At 61.4% G+C, this 25,380-nt stretch carries 23 protein-coding genes; 4 read left to right on the top strand and 19 right to left on the bottom strand.

The window, feature by feature from the left end:
• Positions 1 to 127: 127 nt before the first annotated feature.
• From BLP82_RS20690 to BLP82_RS20675, 4 genes are read right to left on the bottom strand one after another with little or no spacing between them, the layout of a single operon-like run.
• A complete protein-coding gene (locus tag BLP82_RS20690) occupies positions 128 to 1,426 on the bottom strand; it encodes an NAD(P)/FAD-dependent oxidoreductase (protein ID WP_092172407.1) in 1,299 nt (432 codons plus the stop codon).
• A 60-nt stretch (positions 1,427 to 1,486) separates the two neighbouring features.
• Complete coding sequence (locus BLP82_RS20685) at positions 1,487 to 1,660, bottom strand: DUF3094 family protein (RefSeq protein ID WP_039593877.1); 174 nt, start codon at positions 1,658 to 1,660, stop codon at positions 1,487 to 1,489.
• A gap of 52 nt (positions 1,661 to 1,712) precedes the next feature.
• On the bottom strand, positions 1,713 to 2,240 hold the full coding sequence (locus BLP82_RS20680) for an MOSC domain-containing protein (RefSeq protein ID WP_092172404.1): 528 nt from the start codon (positions 2,238 to 2,240) through the stop codon (positions 1,713 to 1,715).
• Entirely contained in the window at positions 2,237 to 2,863 is a 627-nt protein-coding gene (locus tag BLP82_RS20675) for a DUF1780 domain-containing protein (RefSeq protein WP_025215531.1), read from the bottom strand. Before BLP82_RS20675 ends, BLP82_RS20680 begins: the two co-directional genes overlap by 4 nt.
• Positions 2,864 to 2,996: 133 nt before the next feature.
• Here BLP82_RS20675 and BLP82_RS20670 point away from each other — a divergent pair, with 133 nt between their 5' ends.
• The gene (locus BLP82_RS20670) at positions 2,997 to 3,683 is read left to right on the top strand and encodes an energy-coupling factor ABC transporter permease (RefSeq protein ID WP_092172401.1); all 687 of its coding nucleotides are present in this window, start codon (positions 2,997 to 2,999) and stop codon (positions 3,681 to 3,683) included.
• Between the two features lie 63 nt (positions 3,684 to 3,746).
• On the top strand, positions 3,747 to 3,962 hold the full coding sequence (locus BLP82_RS20665) for a hypothetical protein (protein ID WP_053125334.1): 216 nt from the start codon (positions 3,747 to 3,749) through the stop codon (positions 3,960 to 3,962).
• A gap of 202 nt (positions 3,963 to 4,164) precedes the next feature.
• Here BLP82_RS20665 and yacG read toward each other — a convergent pair whose 3' ends face one another.
• Genes yacG through pilB form a run of 5 tightly spaced genes read right to left on the bottom strand, consistent with a single transcriptional unit; the run spans position 4,165 to position 8,776 of the window.
• Positions 4,165 to 4,365, bottom strand: a complete 201-nt coding sequence (yacG, locus tag BLP82_RS20660; protein WP_046065035.1) for a DNA gyrase inhibitor YacG — start codon at positions 4,363 to 4,365, stop codon at positions 4,165 to 4,167.
• Positions 4,362 to 4,985 (bottom strand): dephospho-CoA kinase, encoded by a 624-nt coding sequence (gene coaE / locus BLP82_RS20655; protein ID WP_092172398.1) that lies wholly within the window; start codon positions 4,983 to 4,985, stop codon positions 4,362 to 4,364. The genes yacG and coaE overlap by 4 nt, the downstream gene beginning before the upstream one ends.
• On the bottom strand, positions 4,985 to 5,854 hold the full coding sequence (locus BLP82_RS20650) for a prepilin peptidase (protein ID WP_092172395.1): 870 nt from the start codon (positions 5,852 to 5,854) through the stop codon (positions 4,985 to 4,987). The genes coaE and BLP82_RS20650 overlap by 1 nt, the downstream gene beginning before the upstream one ends.
• Position 5,855: 1 nt before the next feature.
• Positions 5,856 to 7,073, bottom strand: a complete 1,218-nt coding sequence (locus BLP82_RS20645) for a type II secretion system F family protein (protein ID WP_092172392.1) — start codon at positions 7,071 to 7,073, stop codon at positions 5,856 to 5,858.
• A gap of 2 nt (positions 7,074 to 7,075) precedes the next feature.
• The gene (gene pilB / locus BLP82_RS20640; RefSeq protein ID WP_092172389.1) at positions 7,076 to 8,776 is read right to left on the bottom strand and encodes a type IV-A pilus assembly ATPase PilB; all 1,701 of its coding nucleotides are present in this window, start codon (positions 8,774 to 8,776) and stop codon (positions 7,076 to 7,078) included.
• 223 nt (positions 8,777 to 8,999) lie between these two features.
• Between pilB and BLP82_RS20635 the strand changes: the two genes are divergently transcribed.
• Together BLP82_RS20635 and BLP82_RS20630 are read left to right on the top strand one after the other, a co-directional pair.
• A complete protein-coding gene (locus BLP82_RS20635) occupies positions 9,000 to 9,419 on the top strand; it encodes a pilin (RefSeq protein WP_092172386.1) in 420 nt (139 codons plus the stop codon).
• 287 nt (positions 9,420 to 9,706) lie between these two features.
• Entirely contained in the window at positions 9,707 to 10,060 is a 354-nt protein-coding gene (locus BLP82_RS20630) for a BON domain-containing protein (protein ID WP_092172383.1), read from the top strand.
• A 329-nt stretch (positions 10,061 to 10,389) separates the two neighbouring features.
• Here BLP82_RS20630 and BLP82_RS20625 read toward each other — a convergent pair whose 3' ends face one another.
• From BLP82_RS20625 to BLP82_RS20580, 10 genes are all read right to left on the bottom strand, one after another.
• Entirely contained in the window at positions 10,390 to 10,686 is a 297-nt protein-coding gene (locus tag BLP82_RS20625) for a DUF2845 domain-containing protein (RefSeq protein WP_092172380.1), read from the bottom strand.
• A 1-nt stretch (position 10,687) separates the two neighbouring features.
• Complete coding sequence (locus tag BLP82_RS20620) at positions 10,688 to 13,621, bottom strand: DUF748 domain-containing protein (RefSeq protein WP_170842352.1); 2,934 nt, start codon at positions 13,619 to 13,621, stop codon at positions 10,688 to 10,690.
• 119 nt (positions 13,622 to 13,740) lie between these two features.
• Complete coding sequence (locus BLP82_RS20615; protein ID WP_092172374.1) at positions 13,741 to 14,757, bottom strand: class I SAM-dependent rRNA methyltransferase; 1,017 nt, start codon at positions 14,755 to 14,757, stop codon at positions 13,741 to 13,743.
• Between the two features lie 328 nt (positions 14,758 to 15,085).
• On the bottom strand, positions 15,086 to 17,023 hold the full coding sequence (gene acs, locus BLP82_RS20610; protein ID WP_092172371.1) for an acetate--CoA ligase: 1,938 nt from the start codon (positions 17,021 to 17,023) through the stop codon (positions 15,086 to 15,088).
• 190 nt (positions 17,024 to 17,213) lie between these two features.
• On the bottom strand, positions 17,214 to 18,878 hold the full coding sequence (gene pgi / locus BLP82_RS20605) for a glucose-6-phosphate isomerase (RefSeq protein WP_060740585.1): 1,665 nt from the start codon (positions 18,876 to 18,878) through the stop codon (positions 17,214 to 17,216).
• Between the two features lie 329 nt (positions 18,879 to 19,207).
• Entirely contained in the window at positions 19,208 to 20,068 is an 861-nt protein-coding gene (gene panC, locus BLP82_RS20600; RefSeq protein ID WP_060740586.1) for a pantoate--beta-alanine ligase, read from the bottom strand.
• Positions 20,065 to 20,865: a 3-methyl-2-oxobutanoate hydroxymethyltransferase gene (gene panB / locus BLP82_RS20595; protein ID WP_092172368.1), complete on the bottom strand. Its 801-nt coding sequence runs from the start codon at positions 20,863 to 20,865 to the stop codon at positions 20,065 to 20,067. Before panB ends, panC begins: the two co-directional genes overlap by 4 nt.
• 365 nt (positions 20,866 to 21,230) lie before the next feature.
• Complete coding sequence (folK, locus tag BLP82_RS20590) at positions 21,231 to 21,716, bottom strand: 2-amino-4-hydroxy-6-hydroxymethyldihydropteridine diphosphokinase (RefSeq protein ID WP_092172365.1); 486 nt, start codon at positions 21,714 to 21,716, stop codon at positions 21,231 to 21,233.
• Positions 21,717 to 21,719: 3 nt separating this feature from the next.
• A complete protein-coding gene (locus tag BLP82_RS20585) occupies positions 21,720 to 23,117 on the bottom strand; it encodes a polynucleotide adenylyltransferase PcnB (protein WP_170842351.1) in 1,398 nt (465 codons plus the stop codon).
• 814 nt (positions 23,118 to 23,931) lie between these two features.
• A complete protein-coding gene (locus BLP82_RS20580; protein WP_092172359.1) occupies positions 23,932 to 25,365 on the bottom strand; it encodes a sigma-54-dependent transcriptional regulator in 1,434 nt (477 codons plus the stop codon).
• Between the last annotated feature and the right edge of the window lie 15 nt (positions 25,366 to 25,380).

The following is a 25,380-nucleotide window of genomic DNA, read 5'->3' as shown; positions in this document are numbered from 1 at the left end:
ATTGAAGGGATGATCGCTCCCACGCTCTGCGTGGGAGTGAATCCAGTGACGCTCTGCGTCACAAAGGACGCGGAGCGTCCCGGGCTGCATTCCCACGCAGAGCGTGGGAACGATCGTCAGTAAGGTCTCAGTGCAACTTCAGCCGTGGCTCGGTCCCACGCCCGATCTTGCTGCCCAGCATCAGCATGGCCGTGCGGAACATCCCGTACAGCGCCATCTGGTGCATGCGGTATAACGAGATATAGAACATCCGCGCCAGCCAGCCTTCGAGCATTACGCTGCCGGTCAGGTTGCCCATCAGGTTGCCCACCGCCGAGAACCGTGACAGCGAAATCAGCGAGCCGTAGTCGGTGTATTTGTAGTCGGGCAGGGCCTTGCCTTCGATCCGCAGCTTCAGGGATTTGGCCAGCAGCGAGGCCTGCTGATGCGCGGCCTGGGCGCGGGGCGGAACATTGCGATCACTGCCGGGTTGCGGGCAGGCGGCGCAATCGCCGAAGGCGAAGATGTTCTCGTCGCGGGTGGTCTGTAGCGTCGGCAGCACGTGCAGCTGGTTGATCCGGTTGGTCTCCAGTCCGTCGATGTCCTTGAGGAAGTCCGGGGCGCGAATCCCGGCGGCCCAGACTTTCAGGCTCGCGTCGATCACTTGGCCATCCGCGGTAATCAGGCTGTCGGCGGTCACCTGGCTGACGGAGGCGTTGGTCATGACGTTGACCCCGAGTTTCTCCAGGGTCTTGTGCACCGGTGCGCCGATACGCTCCGGCAGCGCTGGCAAGACCCGTGGACCGGCCTCGATCAGGGTGATGTGCATGTTCTCCGGTTTGATCCGGTCCAGGCCATAGGCGTGCAGTTCGTGAGCGGCATTATGCAGCTCGGCCGCCAGTTCGACACCGGTCGCGCCGGCGCCGACGATGGCGACGCTGATGCGCTGGACAACATCGGTCTGTCCAGCGTGGGCACGCAGATAGTGGTGGAGCAATTGCTGATGGAAGCGCTCGGCCTGCTTGCGGGTGTCGAGGAACAGGCAGTGCTGCGCCGCGCCTTCGGTACCGAAGTCATTGGTGGTGCTGCCGACGGCAATCACCAGGCTGTCGTAGCCCAATTCCCGAGCCGGCAACAGCTCGACGCCCGCCTCGTCATAGGTGGCGGCCAGCTGGATTCTCTTGCGCTCCCGGTCCAGGCCACTCATGCGCCCAAGCTGGAACTCGAAATGGTTCCATTTTGCCTGGGCGACGTAGTTGAGTTCGTCTTCCGAAGAGTTCAGGGAACCGGCAGCCACTTCATGCAGCAGGGGTTTCCAGATGTGGGTCAGGTTCGCGTCGACCAGCATCACACTGGCCGTGCCACGCTTGCCCAGAGTCTTACCCAGACGGGTAGCCAACTCCAGACCGCCGGCGCCGCCGCCAACGATGACAATACGATGAGTCATGGGGATATCTCGCAAGGCTAAAGGAATTCGGTGCCGTTACCCGAGCGAGCGCCAAGCGGCTCATAGCGTCAGGTAACTGATCAGTCGGCTCAACAGGCCCAGGCCAATCGTGATGGCCAGTACCACCACCAGGAGCATCCACGGCCGGAAAGGCCGGCGCTCGACTCGGTGCTGGGACAGTTGCAGGTACTCTTCGACATGCTTCTGGTCATCTGGGTTCAGGCGGCTGGTCATAAAGGCCTCGTCAGGTAGACGTTGCGAAAGGTGAAGACGTTACAGCGTCCGGCTAGCCGGCATTGAAAGCAGCGTAGCCGCTCGCCGGCACAGGCTCGACGCTCAGGCTGTCGTCCAGGCGAATGATTCCACTTTTTAACACCCGGGCGGTGATTCCGCCATGGCCGCGTACGGCCTGGAATGTGCCTTCGCCGAGGTTTCGCTCCAATCGGGCACAGGGCTGGCACCAGCCGGTGCTTTCAAAGATGGCTTGGCCGATGCGAAAGCGCCGGCCCTTGAGGCTGAACAGATTGATGCCGCTGACCACAATATTGCGGCGCAACTCCTGTGGCAGCACTGGCTGGTCCTCGGGGCGGCCCATCAGTGAGCCGATCACGGCCAGGTGCTCCCATTGGATCAGCGTTACTTGTCGCGCATTGCGCACACCGGGGCGGGCATGATCGCCGGTCAGTCCGGCTTCGAGGCGGGCCTCCACGGCGTCCAGTTCGATCATCGGCGCGTGCCCCTGGGGGCGCACGCCAATCCAGCGTACGCGGCCCTGCTGCGGCACGGCGGCGATCAGTTCCTGTAATGGGCTCACAGGCTGATCCCGACATCGAACACGATGCTGCGCCCCAGGTTGCCTCGCAAAAAGTCCGGTGCGTCGGGGTGGGCGAACAGCACCCGGGCAAACGTCGGCCCCACCAGCGACAGCGAGCGCCAGCCCTGGCGCAGGTATTCGGTCGGCGGTGGAAAGTGACTGTTGAGGTCCAACACTTCGCGCTTGAGGCTGGCGAAGGCGATGATGTCCAGGTCGCCCAGGTCCATGCCGCGTTCGGTGTAGTTGTGGGCTTTCTTGCGCAGGGTCGGGGCCAGGCGCATCAGGAATTCATTGGCCGGGATTCGCCGGGGCTTGGCCTCGCGACGCACCAGTTGGCTCAGGGAAAAGGCGCTGCGGCGACGTTGCAGTTCATCGCGCCATTCGTCATTGAGGCGGCGGCCCTCGTCGAGCACGAAAAACACCTCGAAATTGGCATCGCGAAACAATACGTCCGGTGGTTCGCCGGCCGGGGCGAACTCGTCGGCGCGATAAGGCACGTTCAGCCCTTGCAGCAGACGCTGGCAGACCCAACGCTCACGCTCCCATTTGCGGGCATTGGAGAGAAAGGCGTTGGCTTGCTCGGCCGCGATGGTCAGCAGGCGTAAATAATCGGAATCATCCATGAGCCCAAGCTTAGCGTTCAATTGCGACAAGCTGAAAGCATTGCGTGGATTAATGGACGTTATGGGTGGGGGTGTAGACTGCTGGTTTGAAGTAACCCCTGTTTGAGACAAGGGCAAGCGAAAGGAGTAGTCCATGATCGGTGCTGAACTGCTATCACCGCAAACCCTGGCGGTCGGTTGGCTGGTTTATGTGCCGGTGTTGGCCTGGGCTGTGGCGCGGGCACCGTGGGTCGAGCTGTTCACGGACAACCGTCGCCAGCATCTGCTGTTCGGCACGGTGCTGGCGCTGTTCATGCTGTGGCTGGTGCGACGGGATTTCGATACGGGCGTCTCGTATCACTTTATCGGCATGACCGCCGTGACGCTGCTGCTGGACTGGCCGTTGGCGATCCTGGGTGGCCTGTGCGCGCAGCTTGCGCTGGTGCTGCTGGGGCGTCAGGACATGGCGGCGGTCGGGGTCAACGGCGTGCTGCTGATCCTGCTGCCGGTAATGATCACCGAATGTTGCGCGATCCTGGTGGAGCGCGCCCAACCGCGCAATCTGTTCGTGTACATCTTCTGTTCGGGGTTTCTCGCCGCCGCGCTTTCGGCGTTGGCGTGCCTGCTGCTGGGGCTTGGTCTGCTGTGGTACGACGGTGTATTCGCCATGCCTTACTGGCTGGAGGATTTCATCGGCTACCTCTGGTTGATCATTTTTCCCGAAGCTTTCATCAACGGCATGGTGATCAGTGCGTTGGTGGTGTTCAGCCCGGAATGGCTGGAGACCTTCAACCGCACGCGCTACCTGTCGGCACCGTGGAACGATGATGACAAGCCTTGATTCACGTCAAGGCTGCCCCTGCGCACGCCCTGCATGCTCTGGAAAACTTCCAGGAGTACAACCATGAGTGTTTATGAGTGGGCCAGGCAAGAGATCAGGCGTAGCCACGATGCCGCCATGGAGATCGGTTTCGACCCGGGCTTGAGCCTGCGTGCCTTGCTCAGTGCGATCGTGCAGCAGAGCAAGACAGTGCGCAGCGCTGAAGACCTGGCCGACGAGTTGAGTTTCCTGGCGGAAAACCTCGACGACGAACAGGACTACGGTTTCATGCGGCCTTAATGGCGAATGCCGTACACCCAAGAAAACGATGACTCTGTGGCGAGGGGATTTATCCCCGCTGGGCTGCGTAGCAGCCCTGAAACCTGACACTGTGGTGTTTCAGATTCACTGCATTCAGCTTTTTGGGGCTGCTGTGCAGCCCAGCGGGGATAAATCCCCTCGCCACAATGACTCAGACCTTTCCTGAGTGAGCGACACTGCCTTAATGCCGGGGCTCGAAATCTTCGCTGAACAGCTCATCCTCGGCGTCGGGGCTGACCGGGATCTTGTGTTCTTCCGACGCCCAGGCGCCGAGGTCGATCAGTTTGCAGCGATCGGAACAGAACGGCCGGAATGTGCTCTGCGGGCTCCATTCCACAGGGGCGCCACAGGTTGGGCAATCAACGGTTGGGGTTTGGCTCATGAGTGGCCTCCACGCAAAGTAAGGTAAAAGTGATGCAGGCGCTCGACCTCGCTGTGCAGCCAGGCGAGGTCGCGATCATTGACCACCACGTCGTCGGCATGGCTCAGGCGATCCTGGCGGCTGGACTGGGCGTTGAGGATCGCCTGGACCTGCTGTTCGCTGGTCTGGTCGCGCTGCAGCGTACGTTCGATCTGCAGTTGTTCCGGCGCATCGATCACCAGGATACGCTGGGTCATGGCGTACTGACCTGACTCGATCAGCAGCGGCGACACCAGGATCGCGTAGGGCGATTGTGCCTGAGCCAGGTGATGGGCGATTTCCTCGGCGATCAGCGGATGCAGCAGCGCTTCGAGCCAGCGGCGTTCATCGGCATGTTCGAAAATCAGCTTGCGCAGCGCCGCCCGGTCCAGGGTGCCGTCGGCCTGCAATACGCCAGGGCCGAAGTGCTCGGCGATTTTCGCCAGCGCCGGGCGCCCGGGTTCGACCACCCAGCGTGCCGCATGATCGGCGTCGATGACGTGCACACCCAGATCGATGAAATGCTGGGCCGCCGCGCTTTTGCCGCTGCCAATGCCACCGGTCAGGCCGAGAATCCAGGGTTTTTCCAGAGGGGTATTCATTAGAAACCGACAGACTGCCAATAGAAGTCGGTTATTTGACCACCCCAGAGCAAGGCAATCCAGCCGGCAATGGCCAGATAAGGTCCGAAAGGAATCTGTGTCGACCCGGGCGCATCACGCAAGCGCAGTACAATGACACCGATAACGGCGCCCACCAGCGACGACAACAGCAACGTCAGCGGCAGGACCTGCCAGCCGCCCCAGGCGCCCAGCATCGCCAGCAGCTTGAAATCCCCGTAGCCCATGCCTTCCTTGCCGGTGATCAGCTTGAACACCCAGAACACCGACCACAGCGCCAGGTAGCCGGCCACCGCGCCCCACATCGCCTGGTCCAGGGAAACGAACAGCCCGAAGCTGTTGACGATCAAGCCCAGCCACAACAATGGCAACACCAAGGTATCGGGCAGCAGTTGATGCTCGGCGTCGATCAGGCTCATGGCCAGCAGGCCCCAGGTCAACACCATCACCATCGCGGCGTGCCAGCCAAAGCCGAAATGCCAGGCGACGAACGCCGACAGCGCGCCGCAGGCCACTTCGGTCAAGGGATAACGCTTGCCGATGGGCGCGGCGCAGCTCGAACAGCGGCCGCGCAGCATCAGGTAGCTCAACAGCGGAACGTTCTCCCAGGCGCGGATGCGATGGCCACAGTGCGGGCATTGGGAATGGGGCAGCATGAGGTTGTAGACCGGGCCCGGGGTCTCGGCCGGCAGGCCCAGCAGGTCGTGGGCTTGCAGGCGCCATTCGCGGTTGAGCATCTTCGGCAGGCGCCACACCAGCACGTTGAGGAAGCTGCCGACGATCAGGCCGAGCAATGCCGCAACGAGCACGAAAGCCACGGGATACAGCACGAAAAATTCGCTCAGGGGCATGTCAGATCGCAGAGCCGAGTTGAAAGATGGGCAGGTACATGGCAACCACCAGGCCACCCACGACGACCCCCAGGACCACCATGATGAAGGGTTCCATCAGGCTGGTGAGGTTGTCCACCAGATTGTCCACTTCGGCCTCATAAAAACTCGCCACTTTGTCGAGCATGTCGTCCAGCGCGCCGGATTCCTCGCCGATGGCGGTCATCTGGATGGCCAGGTTCGGAAAGATCCCTGACGCGCGCATGGAAAAATTCAACTGCATGCCGGTGGAGACGTCCTGGCGGATGCGCTGCACGGCGCGCTTGAATACCACGTTGCCGGTGGCGCCCGATACTGAATCGAGGGCTTCGACCAGCGGCACGCCGGCGGCGAACGTGGTCGAGAGCGTGCGGGCAAAGCGCGCCACCGCGGACTTGTACATCAAGGTGCCGATCAAGGGGAGCTTGAGCAGCCACTTGTCTCGCCAGTCACGAAACGCCTGGGAGCGCTTGAGGGCATATTTCACCCCGAAAAAGGCTCCCACCAAACCGCCAAGCAGCATCCACCACCATTGCTGCATGAATTCCGACAGGCCGATGACCATCACCGTGAACGCCGGCAGCTGCGCCCCGAACCCGGAGAAGACCGATTCGAACTGCGGCACCACCTTGACCAGCAGGATGCCGGTGACCACCGCAGCGACGAGTATCACCGCCGTCGGGTAGGTCATGGCTTTCTTGATCTTGGCCTTGAGCGCTTCGCTCTTTTCCTTGTAGGTCGCGACCCGGTCCAGCAGGGTGTCCAACGCACCGGCCTGTTCGCCAGCGTCCACCAGGTTGCAGTACAAGTCGTCGAAATACTGCGGGCATTTGCGCAGCGAGGCGGCGAAGCTGTTGCCGGCGGCGACTTCCTGCTTAACCTGGTCCACCAGCTTGCGCATGTTGGCGTTGTCGAAGCCTTCGCCGATAATGTCGAACGCCTGCAACAGCGGCACGCCAGCCTTGAGCATCGTTGCCATCTGGCGGGTGAAGAGGGCGATATCCAGCGGCTTGATGCGCTTGCCCTTGCTGAATATCGAGGTGGATTTCTTGCGCACCTTCTCCGGGTTGATGCCTTGTTTGCGCAGCTGTGCCTTGACCAGGGCCGGGCTCTGTCCCGTCAGCTCGCCGGTCATTTTCGCGCCTTTGCGGTCTTTGCCTTCCCACGTATAGACGTCGGTTTTTACTGCCTTGACCGCCATGCTCAATCCTTGGTGACCCGGTTGATTTCCTCGAGGCTGGTGACGCCCTGCATCACTTTGAGCAGTCCCGATGTGCGCAGGTCATTGAAGCCGTCCTTGCGCATTTGCAGATCGATTTCCAGCGAGTTGCCCTCAGCCATGATCAACCGTTGCAGCTCGGGGGTGTTCTTGACCACTTCGTAAACCCCTACGCGCCCTTTGTAACCGTGGCTGCATTGTTGGCAACCGACCGGCTCATAGATCGTGAATGTGCCGATGCGTTCCCGGGGGAAACCTTCCTTGAGCAGGGTTTCCTCGGGAATCTCGATGGCTTTCTTGCAGTGGGCGCAGAGCTTGCGCGCCAGCCGTTGGGCGATGATCAGGTGCACGGCGGTGGCGATGTTGAACCCCGGAATGCCCATGTTCTGCAAGCGAATCAGGGTCTCGGCGGCGCTGTTGGTGTGCAATGTGGAGAGCACCAGGTGCCCGGTCTGGGCGGCCTTGATGGCGATTTCGGCGGTTTCCAGGTCGCGGATCTCGCCGACCATGATCACGTCCGGGTCCTGGCGCAGGAACGAGCGCAGGGCCTGGGCGAAGTCCAGCCCTTGGCGCGGGTTCACGTTGACCTGGTTGATGCCTTCCATGTTGATCTCCACCGGGTCTTCGGCGGTGGAAATATTGATGTCCACGGTGTTGAGGATATTCAGCCCGGTGTACAGCGACACGGTCTTGCCCGAGCCGGTCGGGCCGGTGACCAGGATCAGCCCTTGCGGTTGCTTGAGGGCGGCCATGTACAGGTCTTTCTGATCCGGCTCGTAGCCCAGGGCATCGATGCCCATTTGCGCACTGGAGGGGTCGAGGATCCGGATCACCACTTTTTCGCCCCAGAGCGTCGGCAGGGTGTTGACCCGGAAGTCGATGGACTTGGTTTTCGACAGGCGCATTTTCAGCCGGCCGTCCTGGGGTTTGCGCCGTTCGGAAATATCGAGGCTGGCCATGACTTTCAGGCGGGCGGCGATACGGGTCGCCAGTTGGATCGGCGGTCGGGCCACTTCCCGCAGCATGCCGTCGGTGCGCACCCGCACCCGGTAGATTTTTTCGTAAGGCTCGAAGTGCAGATCGGAAGAGCCGCCCTTGATCGCGTCCAGCAGCATCTTGTTGACGAAACGCACCACGGGCGCGTCGTCGGTGTCCTGGCTGCCGATGGCGTCCTGCTTGGAATCGTCGATCGATTCGATGTCCAGACCGTCCAGGTCGACATCGCCCATGCCTTCCAGGCCCGTGCTACTGGACTCGAAGAATTTTTCGATGGCATCGCTGAGCTTGTCGTCCTCCACCAGGATGGCTTCGGTGGTCAGGCCGGTACTGAATTGAATGTCATTGATGGCTTGGTGATTGGTGGGGTCGGAGATGCCCACGAACAACTTGTTGCCTCGTCGCCACAGCGGCAGGGCGTGATGCTGGCGCACCAGTTTTTCGCTGACCAGCCCGGTGGGCTGGGTGTCCTTGTCCAGGCTGTTGAGGTCCAGCAGGGCTACGCCGAAATGCTCCGAGGCAATTTCGGCAACCCGCTGGCTCTGCACCAGTTTGTTTTGCACCAGATAACTGACCAGGGGCATACGACTGCGCTGGGCCTGTTGGTACGCCTGCTGCGCACTTTGCTCGGTGAGCAGTTCAGCCAGTACCAATTGTTTGGTCAGGCCGCTGAGGGCGATGTCATTCATGGGGATTCCGGCGGCGGACAGTTCATGACTTATAGCCTAGTCAAGCATCGACGCCAAACCAGCGAGCCAGGGTGACAAAAAACGTCAGATAGTGCGGTTGTTGAGGTAGGACGTCGCCGTTGTGGGGGGGCAACCCCTTTATTGATGGCGCTTCAGGGTTGGCATGTGCCCTGCAACGGCCATTTCAGGTCATGAGATTTCGACTCATGCATGGGAGATGTCTATGAGTAAGCAAAAGGGCTTTACGCTGATCGAGCTGCTGATTGTCGTGGCGATCATCGGCATTCTGGCGACCTTTGCGTTGCCGCAATATTCCAGGTATCAGGCGCGGGCGAAGGCCACGGCCGGGTTGGCCGAAATCACGGCCTTCAAGGTGCCGTACGAGGACAATATGAATCGAGGGGTTGACCCTACGATCGCCAACATGGGCATCACCTCACCTACCAGTAACTGCACAATCACCATTACAGGCACGGCGGCGGCCGGAGCGGGCACGATTGCTTGTGCTCTCCTGAATTCGCCTGCTCTCGTCCAGGGGAGGACGATTACACTCTCGCGTTCGGCTGCAGGTGTCTGGACCTGTGCTTCTACTGCTGCCCAGGAGTTCTTGCCGACTGGCTGTACCGGCGCTGCGAATCCATAACCCCATCCCGGTTGACTCGGCCCCGCTTAAACACCGGGGCTTTTTTATGCGCGTTGGAAATGTTCGGCAATTCAGGTGCTTAGCAGCTGAGCGAAACCCGCAACTTGCATGTAGAAAGTCGCCAGGTCATGCATTTTGCATGAATGTGAAATTTGCCGCTCCGCTTAACATGCTGATTTTTAAGGGTTTTATGAATGTTTCAAAAGTGGCACAGCCTTCGCACTACTCCTGATAACCCTGCCGGGATGCAACTCCGGCAGTTTCTGAGAAAAACAGGAGTTACTCGTATGAAGAAGTTCGCTATCACTGCCGCCGCTGCTACCGCACTGACCCTGACCATGGCTAGCGCATTCGCCGAGACCACTCAAGCAACTCAGGCTCCTATGATGCTGGCCGCAGGCGAAGTGACAGAGGCCAAGGAAGCCACCTCCGATACCTGGATCACCACCAAGGTCAAAGCTGACCTGGTCACCGAAAAAGGCATTCCAGGTACTGACATCAAAGTCGAAACCAACAAAGGCGTTGTGTCCCTGTCTTCCACTGTTGCCGTGACCGAACAGCAGAAGGAAACCGCCATGGCAATTGCCAAGAAAATCAAAGGCGTCAAGGCCGTATCGGCTGACGGCCTGAAAGCCGAGTAAGGCCAAGACTTCTCGCCTGGACTGGGAGAGGGCGCGGCAAGCGGGCTGAGTCATACGCTTGCCGCTGCTTTGGAGTTCATGCGAAGGCCACAGGGACGTGGCCATTACAGGCCCCCGGCATTCGTGCCGGGGGCCTGTTCTATTCTGGGGAGAAAAAATGTGCGGTCTGGCCGGGGAAATCGAGTTGCCCTTATCGCGAGCAAGCTCGCTCCCACAAGGATCGAGTTCCTTCAGAAAAAGTGATCAAGCTGTTCCACAGGGATCGAGTTCTGCCAGAAGGAATGCGGTCAAATGTGGGAGCGAGCTTGCTCGCGATGGCGGCGGCACATTCAGCGCCCCCGCTTGCTGGTAATCTGCACCAGCCGATTCCCCTCGAAGCGCAGGTACTGATACATGCCGCTGTTGGGCCCGTAGGTCCATTCCTCCACCGGATATTCTTCCCGGCGATTGACACTGCGTTTATAGCCCAGGTCATCCCGCGCCACAGGCTGTCCGCACTTTTGCAGCACTTCGCTGGAGCGGTCACCGACGCTGATCAACTGGCTGCCGCAGCGCAGCGTGTCAGCAGCCGAGGCCTGGCCGGCGATGAGCAATATACCCAGGCTGAGCCCGTACCAGGTTTTCATCTTATTCGGCATCCAGATGCATCGGGGTAATCACCCGGCCATCGCTTTCGGCCTGGCCGAGGCTGGCGTCGATGAAATACACGCGGTCGTCGGCCAATTGGCCTTTGTCCACCAGGAAGTCCTTGATGCTGCTGGCCCGTTCCTGCCCCAGTTGACGCAACAGCACGTCGCTGCCGCTCCAGAACTTGATCACGCTTTCGCGCAGTTTCTCGATGCGCGCCTTTTTATCCAGTTGCGCCCATTCGGCAGGCGGCTGAGTCTTGAGGCGCGTGCGGTAGATGCCTTCCAGCAGAGGGGGCTTTTCATCCTCGGGCACCTGTATCAGCGAGGCCTGGGCCGGTACTTTGTCGCCCCGACGTTGCAGCATCTTGTAGTAGTTGTACTGGTATTCGCGTTCCAGGCGCTGGGCGGCGAGCAATGGACCGTCGCTGCTTTCGGCGGCGGTGCCTTCGATCTCCAGGCGCAGCTCCGGTCGTTTGCCCAGGGCTTCGGAGAGTTTGAGCAGCGTGCTTTCGTTGTCCTTGCTCAGGTCGCTGGAGCCCGGTGCAAACGCCACGCTGCCCAGGTCTTCCGAGCCGCCCCCGGCCACCAGCCCGCCGATGAGCTTGAATGGCGCCTGGGCCGCGCGGACCACCAGGTTGCGCAGGGTCTGCCAGACGATCGGCATGACACTGAACTGCGGGTCGTTGAGGTTGCCGCTGACTGGCAGTTCGATGGAAATCTTGCCCTCGGAGTCCTTGAGCAACGCGATGGCCAGCTTCAGCGGCAGGCTCACGGCGTCCGGGCTGTCGACTTTTTCCCCCAACTGCAATTGTTCGACCACCACCTTGTTCTCCGCCTGGAGCTGGCCCTTGGTGATTCGGTAATGCAGGTCGAGATTGAGCCGGCCCTTGCGGATGCGGTAGCCGGCGAATTTACCGGAGTAGGGCGTCAGGGTCGTCAGCTCGACCCGTTTGAAACTGGTGGCGATGTCGAGGCTGGCCATCGGATCGAAGGGGTTTACCGCCCCTTTGATGGTGACCGGCGCGTAACGGTCGACCTTGCCCTTGACGTCCACGCTGGCCGGTTGGGCCTGGCGGCTGTCGATGGTGCCGATCTGGCCATTGAGCTGTTGGATGGCCGTGGCGAAATTGGGCGTCAGGCTGAAGTCGGCGAAGTTGGCCGAACCGTCGTTGATGGCGATGCCGCCGATGTGGATGCCCAGCGGTTTTTCCTGGGACTTCGGTTTTGCCGCGGTGCTCTTTGTACCGCTGTCGGCCGGTTGCGGGATCAGCAGGTCATCGACGTTGGTGGTGCGGTCGTCGTTGATCATGAAGCGCGCGTAAGGCTGGAACAGGTTGACCTTGTCGATGGACAGGCTGTCGCCGTGCTGATAATTGAGGCCTTCGAGCACCAGACGCTGCCACTTGAGGAAGTCGCGGGTCTTGAGGGTGTCGAGGGTGTGCAACTGCTCGACCTGGGCGCGGCCGGTGACGGCGAATGCCAGCGGCTCGGTGCTCTTGAGGTCGACCGCCAGGTCGCTGCCGAGCATCCCGGAGCGCAGCTCCAGGCGAATGAACGGGTTGATGTAGGACTGGGCGACGCGCAGGTCGATGTCCTGGGTCTTGACCTTGAGCCTGGCGCTGATCGGGTTCAGGTTGACCTCGCCATCGGCCAGGATCTTGCCCTGCTTGCCCAGCCCGGTGTCCAGCTTGAGGGTAAAGGGCGAGCCGTTGAGGGTGTCGTAGTTCTGCAGGTCGAGGTTCAGCGGGCCGACCTCCAGGGCCACGGCGGGCTGCGCCTGGCGATCGGCCAGGTGCACCTGGTAATCGCGCAGTTGCACGTCCTTCAACATCACTTGCCACGGTTTGCCGGGCGGTGTCGGTTCAGGTTTTGGCGAGTCGGCCGCCGCCGGGGCGGATGCCGGTTCCGCCTTGACCTGCGGTTTGGCTGGTTGGCTGGCGAAGAGCTTCTGCCAGTCCAGTTGCCCGTCCGCCTCGCGAGCGGCCCAGATTTCCAGCTTCTGGCTGCGGATCTTGCCGACCACCACTTGCTGCTTGGCCAGGTCCACCGTGGTTTCGCTCACGTCCAGGCGTTCGAGTTTCACCAGTGGGCGGCCATCGGGGGCCTTGATGGCAAAGGGCGCGACGCTGACCGCGACGTTGTTGAGCAGCAGTTCGGTGCCCTTGGCCAGGTTGAGCTTGTAGTCGGTACTGAGGTTCAAGACACCGTTTTCCAGCACCAGCGGTACGGCGTCGCGCACATAGGGCCACCAGGCTTTCATCTGGCCGCCAGTGACTTTGAGCGTACCTTGGGAGGCAATCGGTGTGAGGCTGAAATTACCGGTCCAGTCGATCTGCCCGCCTTCGGGGCCGGCGGCCACCAGGGTCATGTCGGCATTGTCGTCGGGCAGGGTGCTGAGATTCTTCAGCTCGAAATCGAGGGTGTCGTAGAGAAACTCGATGGGCTCACTGGGACGCAGGTCCTGGAAATGCACGTAGCCGCCGGTCAACTTGATTCGATCGACCCGTAGGGGAAACGGCTTGGCCTCGGGATCGGCGGGCGTCGGTTCGCTGGCCGGCAGCTTGAACAGGCCCAGCAGGTTCAGCTGACCGTCCTTGGCGAACACCACTTCGGTCTTGGGTTTGTCCATCTCGATGTCGACCAGGTGCAGGGCGCCGGACCACAAGCTGTCGAGTTGCAAATTGGCGTACAGCCGTTCGAAGCCGACCTGCTCCTTGCCTGGCTCGCCGATATTCAGGCCCCAGAGGGTCACTTCAAGGCTGAAGGGATTGAGTTCCACACGCTGGATCTGCGCCGGCACTGTCGCATGGGCGGCCAATTGCTGGTTGGCGATACGCAAGGCGATGCCTGGCAAAATCAGAAAACCCAACAGGCTGTAGAGGGCCAGTGCGGTCAACAGGGCGCCGAAAGCGCGAATCAATCCTTTGGGCATGTGCGGCTTCATCTAGTGTGAATTCGGAGTGCCTTGGAGTATGGCATGCGTTTACGGTTCCGAAGCCACTGTGATTTAACAGATTTGTCCGTTTTTTGCGTGAGAATTCTGAGCCTGGCTTAGAGCTGGAGGACCAGGGTCTTGAGCGGCGGTTGCTGGTCCAGGGAGGGGAAATCGCTGCCGGGCGTCAGCACGCTCCACTCGCGCACCGGGCGACCGGCTTTTTCCGCGCAACGCAACACCTGGTCGCGCCAGTCGTCCATGGACACTTTTGCCAGGTTGTTGCAGCAGATCAGTACGCCGTTTTCGGCGGTGGTGAGCAATGCCGGCTTCAGCAGGCTTTGGTAGTCGCGCAACAGGTCGACGGTGCCGAACGCACTTTTGGCCCAGGCCGGTGGATCGAGCAGCACCAGGTCGTACTGGCGTTGTTCCAGGCGCACGTAGCTGGGCAGTTTTTGCCCACGGCGCTGGCTGATGGGCAGGCCGGCCAGTTGGCGAATCGCCGGGAAGTAATCCGACTGCACGAACGCCATCGGCGGCAAGTCGGGGTTGAGCAGGCCATTTTCGCGACCCACCGCCAGGTTGCCTTCGGCGAAATCCAGGTTGCACACTTCCCGCGCGCCACCGGCCGCTGCGCTCAGGCCGACGCCGCAGGTATAGGCGAACAGGTTCAACACGCTTTTGCCGCGGCTGTGTGCCTGGACCCAGCCCCGGGCGTTGCGCAGGTCGAGAAACAGCAGTGGATCCTGCCCGGCATGGCGGCCGCGAACGCGATAATTCAAGCCCCACTCATGCCCGACCAGGTCTTGCAGGGCGGCTTCGTCAGCCTGATAGACCGTGTCCTGGCGGTCGACGCGCGAATTGCCCCGGGCGCGGTCGTTGTAGACCAACAGGGTTTCCAGGCCCAGCCGTTCGTTGACGAGGCCGTGCAGTTGCAGCAGGTCGTCCCGCTCCAGCGACTGATGGAAGCTCTGCACCAGCAGTTGCGGGCCGTAGCGGTCGACGGTCAGGCCGGGCGCGCCTTCCTGGCTGCCGTGGAACAGGCGATAGCAGTCGGTGCCTTGCGGGTGCAGTTGGCCGAGCAGCTCCTGACGCTGGTCGAGGGCGGCGCGCAGCGCCTGATTCAAGGAAGACATGCCGGGCGCGCCTTAGAGAAATGAGGCGCGGGAGTTTAGCAGTTATGCAAACCCGGCACCGACCTGTGGCGAGGGGATTTATCCCCGCTGGGCTGCGCAGCAGCCCCAAGATCTGGCTACTCGGAGTGTCAGCCAGACCTTGCTTGTTGTGGGGGGGGCTGCTGCGCAGCCCAACGGGGATAAATCCCCTCGCCACAGATAAATCCCCTCGCCACAGACAAATCCCCTTGCCACAGACAAGTCCCCTTGCCACAGGTAAATCCCCTCGCCACAGATAAAGGCTCTTGTCACAGAGGAACGGTGCCCCTGAGGAACCAAGTCGTCTGGCTCAGCGATTCAGACGCTTGTCGATCAGCCCCTCCACCACGCTCGGATCGGCCAGGGTCGAGGTGTCGCCGAGGCTGTCGAGTTCGTTGCAGGCGATCTTGCGCAGGATGCGCCGCATGATCTTGCCCGAACGGGTCTTGGGCAGCGCTGGCGCCCACTGGATCAGTTCCGGCTTGGCGAAGCTGCCGATTTCCTTGCTGACGTGGGCCAGCAATTCCTTCTTCAGCTCGTCATTGGCCTCCACACCGTTCATCGGCGTGACAAAGGCATAGATACCCTGGCCCTTGAGGTCGTGGGGATAGCCGACAACGGCGGCTTCGGCAATGTTGTCGTGCAGCACCAGGGCGCTTTCCACCTCGGCGGTGCCGATGCGATGCCCGGAGACGTTGATCACGTCGTCGATGCGCCCGGTGATCCAGTAATCGCCGTCTTCGTCGCGGCGCGCGCCGTCGCCGGTGAAGTAATAGCCGGGGTAGGGCTTGAAGTACGTGTCCACCATGCGTTGGTGGTCGCCATAGACACTGCGAATCTGCCCAGGCCAACTGGATTTGATCGCCAGTACACCGCTGCCGGCACCGCTGATTTCCTTGCCCACCTCATCCAGCAAGACCGGTTGTACACCGAACATCGGCCGGGTGGCGCAGCCCGGTTTGAGCCGTGGGGCGCTGACCAACGGGCTGAGCATGATGCCGCCGGTTTCGGTTTGCCACCAGGTATCGACAATCGGGCAGCGCTGTTCGCCTACCACGTTGAAATACCATTCCCACGCCTCCGGGTTGATCGGCTCACCGACGCTGCCGAGCAATCGCAGGCTTTTGCGGGACGTTTCCTGCAACGGTCCGGCCCCTTCGCGCATCAACGCGCGCAGGGCGGTCGGTGCGGTGTAGAAGATGTTGACCCGATGCTTGTCGATCACCTGCCAGAAGCGCGAACTGCTGGGGTGGCTCGGCACGCCCTCGAAGATCAGCGTGGTGGCGCCGTTGGCCAGCGGGCCGTAGACGATGTAGCTATGGCCGGTGACCCAACCGACGTCGGCGGTGCACCAGAACACTTCGTTGTCGCGATAGTCCAGCACGTACTTGAACGTCATCGCCGCTTGCAGCAGGTAGCCGCCCGTGGTGTGCAACACGCCCTTGGGTTTGCCGGTACTGCCTGAGGTGTAGAGGATGAACAGCGGGTCTTCGGCGTCCATCGGTTCGGGTGGACAGTCGTCGCTCATGTCGTGCATGGCCCGGTGATACCAGAGGTCCCGGCCTTCAACCCAGCCCACCTCACCCTGGGTGCGCTCGACCACCAGCACGGTGCTGACGTTCGGGCAGCTTTCCAGGGCCTTGTCGACGTTGCGCTTGAGCTGTATGAAGCGCCCGCCACGTACGCCTTCGTCAGCCGTGATCACGGTGCGGCAATCGGCATCGAGAATCCGGTCGCGCAGGGAGTCCGGCGAGAAACCGCCGAACACCACCGAATGCACCGCGCCGATGCGGGTGCAGGCGAGCATGGCGTAGGCGGCCTCGGGGATCATCGGCATGTAGATGCAGACCCGGTCGCCTTTCTTCACGCCGCGGCTTTTCAGCACGTTGGCCAGGCGGCACACATGGTTGTGCAGTTTCTTGTAGGTGATTTGCGCCGATTCGGCGGTGTCGTCGCCTTCCCAGATGATCGCGACCTGTTCGCCACGGGTGTCCAGGTGACGGTCGATGCAATTGGCGCTGACGTTCAGCTTGCCGCCGGCGAACCAGGTCGCGTCGCCGTTCTTGAGGTCATAGCGCTGGACGGTTTGCCAGGGCGTCATCCAGTCGAGAAAGCGTGTGGCTTGCTCGGCCCAGAAGGCGCTGGGGTGTTCGATGGATTCTTTGTAGAGCCGCTTGTACTCGTCCTGACTCAGTTGCGCAGCCCGGCGGACGGCATCGGCGTGGGGGTACTGGCTGATATCGAACATGACGGTTCCTTATTCTTGTTTTGCGACAAGTCATAAAGATGCGCCCTGGGAATATCGAGTTCAAGTTGTACATGGAGTCATTGTGGGAGCGGGCTTGCTCGCGAAAGCGGTGTGTCAGATACATTAATGGCAACTGACACACCGTCTTCGCGAGCAAGCCCGCTCCCACAAGGGCAGTGCAACCCCAAGATCAGCCGCGGTGACGCCCGCGGAAGTAGTTGATCAGGCCCTGGGTCGAGGCATCTTCGGCCGGGTTCTCTTCGCTGCCCACCAGGCGGTTGTAGACGCCCTTGCCCAGTTCCTTGCCCAGCTCCACGCCCCATTGGTCGAAGGCGTTGATGCCCCAGACCACGCTCTGCACGAACACTTTGTGCTCATACAACGCCACCAGTGCGCCGAGGCGCCGTGGGCTGATGCGTTCGACCACCAGGGTGTTGCTCGGACGGTTGCCCGGGATCACCTTGTGGGACGCCAGTTTCTGCACCTCTTCTTCGCTGGCGCCCTTGTCCCGCAGCTCGGCTTCGGCCTCGGCGCGGGTCTTGCCCAGCATCAGCGCCTGGCTCTGGGACAGGCAGTTGGCGTACAGCCACTGGTGATGGTCGGAAACCGGGTTGAAGCTGACGATTGGCACGATGAAGTCGGCCGGGATCAACTGGGTGCCCTGGTGCAGCAACTGGTGGTAGGCGTGCTGGCCGTTGCAGCCGACGCCGCCCCAGATCACCGGGCCTGTGTCGGTCGACACCGGGGTACCGTCCTGGCGCACGCTCTTGCCGTTGGATTCCATGTCCAATTGCTGCAAATGCTTGGTGATGTTACGCAGGTAGTGGTCGTACGGCAGGATCGCATGGCTCTGCGCACCCCAGAAGTTGCCGTACCACACGCCCAGCAGCGCCAGCAGCACCGGCATGTTCTGCTCGAACGGAGCGCTCTGGAAATGCTGGTCCATGGAGTAGGCGCCGGAGAGCAACTCCTTGAAGTTCGACATGCCGATGGCCAGGGCGATCGGCAGGCCGATGGCCGACCACAGCGAGTAACGCCCGCCGACCCAGTCCCACATCGGGAAGATGTTCTCTTCACGGATGCCGAAGGCCACGGCGGCGGCATTGTTGCTCGACACGGCGATGAAGTGGCGATACAGCTCCGCTTCGGAGCCACCCTGGGCCAGGTACCAGGCGCGGGCGGCCTGGGCGTTCTTCAGGGTTTCTAGGGTGTTGAAGGATTTCGACGAGACGATGAACAGCGTGGTCTCGGCGCGCAGCTTCATGGTCAGTTCATGGAACTCGCTGCCGTCGATGTTCGCCAGGTAGTGGCAGCGAACGCCTTTTTGCGCGTAGGACAACAGCGCTTCGGACACCAGTTCCGGGCCGAGGAAAGAGCCACCGATGCCGATGTTCACCACGTCGGTGATGGGCTTCTCGGTGTAGCCGCGCCACAGGCCGTCGTGAATGCGGCCGACCAGGTCAGTGATCTGGTTCAGCACTTTATGCACGTCTGGCATCACGTTGACGCCGTTGACCAGCAATTTGTCCCCCACCGGCCGACGCAGGGCGGTGTGCAGGGCCGGGCGGTTTTCCGAGGCGTTGACGATTTCGCCCTCGAACAGCGACTTGATCGCGCCCTTGAGATCGACTTCGTTGGCCAGGCCCACCAGCAGGTCGCGGGTCTGGGCGTTGATCAGGTTTTTCGAGTAGTCGAGAAACAGGCCACAGCTCGACAGGGTGAATTGAGTGAAACGCTGCGGATCGGCATTGAACGCTTCGCGCATGCTGAAATCCTGCATGGCTTTGCGGTGGTCATTCAGCGCTTGCCAGGCTGGCAGAGCGGTCACGTCATGAGGGGTTCGGTAATACGCCATCGCTGCGGGTTTCCTTTTTACTTGAACGACCTTTTGTACACTAAAAATTCCGGCGCGGCTCGAGGTGGGCATCCGGACACTGCATCGACATGATCGCCAGACGCAGGGCGACTACAGTAAACCTCGCGTTGCAATCTGTCTTGACTTTGTCTGACCGGTTCCCGGTACTTTTTTATACAACGGGATGGGAAGGGGCCGACAGACGGAACGCAGATGACTCTCTGTGGGAGCGAGCTTGCTCGCGATGGCGTCAGGTCAGCCGACATCGATGTCGACTGATGCATCGCTATCGCGAGCAAAGCTCGCTCCCACAGGGTTTTTGTGATGTTTCAGGCGGGGGTGTCGAGGTCCAGATGCAGGTTGTCGATCAGGCGCGTGGTGCCGAGGAAGGCGGCCACCAGAATCACCAGGTCGCGGTCCTCGCTCAACGCCGGGCGCAGGGTCTTGGCGTGACGGATTTCCAGGTAATCGGGACGCAGGCCGGCAGCTTCCAGTTGCTTGAGCTGTTCGCCGATCAGCGCCGGGAAATCCCGCTGGCCCTGTTTGATTGACTCGGCGATCTGGCTCAGGACGCGATAGACCACGGGCGCGACGGCACGTTGATCCGGGCTGAGGAAGCCATTGCGCGACGACAGCGCCAGGCCATCTTCGGCGCGGACGGTGGGCTCGCCGATGATCTGGATCGGCATGTTCAAGTCATGGACCAGGGCCCGGATCACCGCCAGTTGCTGGAAGTCTTTCTGGCCAAACACCGCCAGGTCAGGCTGGACCATGTTGAACAGCTTGCTGACCACCGTCGCCACGCCTTCGAAGTGCCCCGGACGGCTGGCGCCGCACAAGCCTTCGGACAATTGCGGGACGCTGACCCGGGTCTGTCCGGCCATGCCGTCGGGGTACATTTCTTCGACGCTGGGGGCGAACAGCAGATGGCAGCCGGCCTGGAGCAGTTTTTCCTGGTCGGCTGCCAGGGTGCGGGGGTATTTGTCCAGGTCTTCGCCGGCGCCGAATTGCAGCGGATTGACGAAAATGCTCGCCACCACGAAGTCGGCCCGTTGTGCGGCCTTGGTGACCAGCGCCACATGACCGCTGTGCAGGTTGCCCATGGTCGGCACGAAAGCGATGCGTTTGCCTTCGCCGCGGGCACGGGCCACGGCGGCGCGCAGTTCGCGTACGGTTTTGACGGTGTTCATGCAGAAAATCCGTGTTCGGCGCCCGGGAAAGTCGCGGCCTTGACTTCAGCGACGTAGGTACTCAACGCGCCCTGGATAGAGGTTTGCCCGGCCATGAAGTTCTTCACGAACTTGGGCACGCGACCGGTGATCGACAGCCCGAGCATGTCGTGGAGCACCAGCACCTGGCCATCGGTGGCGTTGCCGGCACCGATCCCGATCACCGGGATCTTCACCGCCTGGGTGATTTCTTCAGCCAGCTCGCTGGGTACGCATTCGAGCAGCAGCATCGCCGCGCCCGCCTGCTCCAGCGCAATCGCATCGGCACGCATCTGCCGCGCCTGGTTCTCATTGCGGCCCTGGACCTTATAGCCACCGAGGATATTCACCGCTTGGGGGGTCAGGCCCAGGTGCGCGCACACCGGAATGCCCCGCTCGGCCAGTAGCCGAATCGAATCGGCCAGCCACAACGCGCCTTCGACCTTGATCATGTGGGCACCGGCCTGCATCAGCATGGCGCTGTTGGCCATGGTTTGTTCGAGGGTGGCGTAGGCCATGAACGGCAGGTCGGCGAGGATCAGCGCATCGGTGTTACCGCGTTTGACGGCGGCCACATGGTAGGCCATCTCGGCGGTGGTCACCGGCAGCGTGCTGTCGTGACCTTGCAGCACCATGCCGAGGGAATCGCCCACCAGCAGCACTTCGACACCGGCCTCGTTGCAGGCATGGGCGAAGGTTGCGTCATAGCAGGTCAGCATGGTGATTTTCTCACCTTTTTGCTTGAGACCTTGCAGCGTGGTCAGGGTAATAGCTGGCATGAAAAAGTCCTCATTAGGCGCTCGTGAATGACTGCGAGTAACGCGCATGATTCGTTATCTATACAGGCGCACCTTCTATGCGTGGTGCTTGTAAGGCCTGGATTGCGCCCTTTAGTGCCGCGTTGGCGGCAGCGGGACGCCTATAGTCGTGAGGAGCAATCGGGAAGTCAATTGGATGTGTTACCGGCGGGTGTTACCGGGGTTACTGATGCGTTTCAGCGTGGAGGCGTGTTTCGGATCTGACTGCCGGGTCCCGAAACCTGTGGGAGCGAGCTTGCTCGCGATGGCGGTGTGTCAGTCACCCCGGATGCTGGATGTGCCGACGCTATCGCGAGCAAGCTCGCTCCCACAGGGGATGGTCTTCGTCAGTGGGAGGGCAGGCGTTCCAGGCCGGCAAACGGGCACGCGGCAAGCAGGTCCTTGAGCAAGCGTCCATCGGCCAGGCGCAGGTCGGCGGGGGCCAGTTCGGCCAGTGGGTACAGGACAAAGGCCCGGGCCTGCATGTGGTAGTGGGGGACCTTGAGGCGCGGCTCGTCGATCAGGCGATCGCCGAACAGCAGGATGTCCAGGTCCAGGGTGCGCGGCCCCCAGCGTTCGAGGCGTTCGCGACCTTGTCCGGTTTCGATGGCTTGCAGCGCATCGAGCAGGTCCAGCGGTGCCAGGTGACTGTCCAGCGCCGCCACCGCATTGGTGTAGCGCGGCTGACCGGGGAGCAGGGAATCGCTTTGATAAAACGCCGAGACACCCACCAGTTGGGTATCGGGCAGTTGCGCCAGCGCCTGGACGGCACTGCGCAATTGTTCGGCGGGTTCGGCCAGGTTGCTGCCCATGCCGATGTAGATGCGTTCCATCGATTACTCGCCCGATGCGCTCGGTACACCGGCACGCTTGCGCTTGGCACCGCTGCTGCGGCGACGCTTGCGTGGGCCGCTGGCGCCGTCATCCTTGCCGCTGAGCTCACGAATCATATCGCGGCGCTCGCTGTCGTTGGCGTCCTGGTAATCGGTCCACCATTCGCCCAGGCCATCGGTCTGCTCGCCCGCGCTTTCACGCAGCAGCAGGAAGTCGTAGCCGGCGCGGAAACGCGGGTTGTCCAGCAGCAGGTCGGCACGTTTTCCGCTGCGCCGTGGCAGGCGCTCCTGCATGTCCCAGATCTCGCGGATCGGCATCGTGAAGCGTTTGGGAATGGCGATGCGCTGGCACTGTTCGGCGATCAGCTCGTGGGCGGCTTCCTGCATCGCCGGGATCGGCGGCATGCCACGGTCTTGCAGGCGCAGCACCCGGGCCGGCAGGGCAGGCCAGAGCAAGGCGGCGAACAGGAACGCCGGGGTCACCGGCTTGTTCTGCTTGATGCGCAGGTCGGTGTTGATCAGTGCTTCACTGATCAAGGTGTGGGTATAGGTCGGGTTGTGCTCCAGGGCCTCGGCGCTGGCGGGGAACAGCGGATCGAACAGCTGCAGGTCCACCAGCATCTCGAAGGTGTCTGCCGCGTTGCCGGACAGGAACAGTTTGAGCACTTCCTCGAACAGGCGCGCCGAGGGAATTTCCCGCAGCATGGGCGCCAGTTCGCGAATCGGCACGGCGCTGTGTTTTTCAATGCCGAAGTCCAGCTTGGCGGCGAAGCGCACGGCTCGCAGCATCCGCACCGGGTCTTCCTGATAGCGCTGCTTCGGATCGCCGATCAGGCGGATCAGACGATTGCGAATGTCGTGGACGCCGTTGGCGTAATCGAGGATGCGTTCGCTGACCGGATCGTAATACAGGGCGTTGATGGTGAAGTCGCGGCGTTGCGCGTCTTCTTCCAACGTGCCGTAGACGTTATCGCGCAGGATGCGTCCGCTCTCGTTGCGGGAAGACTGGTTGCTGTCTTCCTCTTCATCGTTTTGCGGATGATTGGCGCGGAAGGTTGCCACTTCGATGATCTCGCGGCCGAAGTGGATATGGACCAGCTTGAAGCGCCGGCCAATGATCCGCGCATTGCGAAACTCCGCCCGTATCTGTTCCGGCGTGGCGCTGGTGGCGACGTCGAAATCCTTGGGGGTGATGTTGAGCAGCATGTCGCGCACGCAGCCACCGACCAGGTAGGCCTGGTAGCCGGCGTTCTGCAAACGTTCGACGATGTTCACCGCATAACGGCTGAACTGGGCCTTTTGCAGCGAGTGCTGGCCGCTGTTGAGCACCTCAGGCGTGCTGCGAATGTGTTGCGTACGACGCAAGGGAGAACGGAATGACTGGAACAGCTTCTTCAGCATGGGATGCACTGTTTGAAGGAATATTCGGCCAAAAACGAAGAATGACCGCATGATGGGCGGGGATTCTAGCATTTAGTCGAGGGATGGTGTAGGACGCAGCAGTTTTGAGCTGCAAGCTGCAAGCGACAAGCTTTGTAGGCTTCAGGGAGGGGGAAATGTCAGAAACCACAAGGGGAGCCGAAGCTCCCCCAGAATTAGTTGCGTGCTCTGTTTTTATTATTGGTTTCGGGCTTCTTGTTTTTGTTGAGTGCCCGCGCCACGAGGTTTTCCCTTCGTGACCCTCCCAATCGGGAGCCAAGAGCAAACGGATTGCTTTGGTCGCTGTGTTGCAGTGATCAATCGATCCAACCAGTTCAGGCACCTGTCTTGAGACAGTTTTTATTGTTCTCGGCCTGGTTGTGGGGCAAGCCCCAAATACAACGCCTCTCCAAAAGAATCAGTTAGCTGCGCCTCTCGCCGTCTTGTTTTTATTGTGCGTGAGTCGATTCGTCTTATTTTTATTGTCTTGTGCATTGCTTGTTATTGTTCTTGTACCAAAGCTATAGCAGGGTGCGTGCCAACTTTTGCGAAACCCAGGGAAACCGGGGGTTCTATGGTTATGGCCATTTTTTCGAGGCGAAAAAAAGCCGGGGTTTCGTTACCGTAAACCCCGGCTTCTGTTACGTGAAAAAGACTGAGGTAACAGTTTTTTCACATTCCCTGTGTACGCAGCGGGTTTCCCTAGTGGGAGCGGGCTTGCTCGCGAATGGGGAGTGTCAGGTAGCGTAAATTCGACTGACACACCGCATTCGCGAGCAAGCCCGCTCCCACACAGTCAGCTTTCGCTGGTCGCCCCGGTCTTGCGCCGTGGAATGCCCAGGCGCTGGCGCCGTTCCCACAGGCACTTGCGGCTGACGCCCAGCTTGCGCGCCAGTTCGGTCTCGGTCATGTGGTCCTGGTGTTCGAGGACGAAATGCTGGAAGTAGTCCTCCAGGGAGAGGTCTTCGGTGGGTTCGTGGCTGGTGTTGTTGGCAGCGCCGCCCTGTTGTGGGGCCAGGCCGATGAATTCTTCGTCGTCCAGGTCGCTCAGTTCGATGTCGATGCCCAGCAGGTCGGCGGAGATTTCCGGGCTCTCGCACAGGATCACCGCCCGCTCCACCGCGTTTTCCAGCTCCCGAACGTTACCCGGCCAGGCGTAATGACGAATGGCCTGTTCGGCGTCCGGGGCGAACTTGAGGTCGGTGCGATTGACCCGCGCGCTCTGGCGGGCCAAAAACGCCTGGGCGATTTCATTGACGTCCGCGCCACGCTCGCGCAGGGCAGGGAGCTTCAAGGCGATCACGTGCAAGCGGTAATACAAGTCTTCGCGAAACTGGCCGATTTTCGCCAGGCTCTTGAGATCACGGTGGGTGGCCGCGATCAGGCGGACATCGACCTTCTGCGACTGCACCGAGCCGACCCGGCGGATCTCGCCTTCCTGAAGCACCCGTAGCAAGCGCGCCTGAGCCTCCAGTGGCAGCTCGCCGATTTCATCGAGGAACAACGTGCCGCCGTCCGCCGCTTCCACCAGCCCGGCGCGCCCGGCGCTGGCGCCAGTGAACGCACCTTTCTCGTGACCGAACAGTTCGGACTCGATCAGGCTCTCCGGAATCGCCGCGCAGTTCACCGAGATCATCGGTGCCTTGGCTCGGCGCGACAGGTTGTGCAGGGCACGGGCCACCAGCTCCTTGCCGGTGCCGGACTCGCCCTGGACCAGGACATTGGAGTCGGTCGGCGCCACTTTGCGGATCTTGCTGTAAAGGTCCTGCATGGGCGGGCAGGAACCGATGATGCCGATCTCGCCATTGCTGTTGCTGGCCCCGACTTTCGCGGAGGCGCTGGCCTTGCCGACGGGTTCCGCCGGGTTGCTGGTCGCCGCCTGTCGGTCACGCAGGATGCGGGCCACGGCCTGGAGCATCTCGTCGTGGTCGAACGGTTTGGCAATGTAGTCCACCGCGCCCATTTTCATGGAGTCGACCGCCGAGCGCAGGCTGGCGTAGCTGGTCATGATCAACACCGGCGTGCCCTGGCCGAGCTTGATCAGCTCGGTACCCGGGGCGCCAGGCAGGCGCAGGTCGCTGACAATCAGGTCAAACGTGGGGATGCTGAAACGTTCTTGTGCTTCCTGCACTGAACCGGCTTCGCTGACCTGGTACTGGTTGCGTTCCAGCAGGCGGCGCAAGGCGGAGCGGATAATTGTTTCGTCTTCGACGATCAAAATGTGCGGCATTGATTCGATTCTCTC

Origin of the sequence: Pseudomonas sp. NFACC37-1, assembly GCF_900101575.1 — a bacterium.
Classification (GTDB): Bacteria; Pseudomonadota; Gammaproteobacteria; order Pseudomonadales; family Pseudomonadaceae; genus Aquipseudomonas; species Aquipseudomonas fluorescens_AA.
The sequence above is the reverse complement of the archived record's forward strand: the minus strand, read 5'-3'. Positions and strand labels throughout refer to the sequence as shown.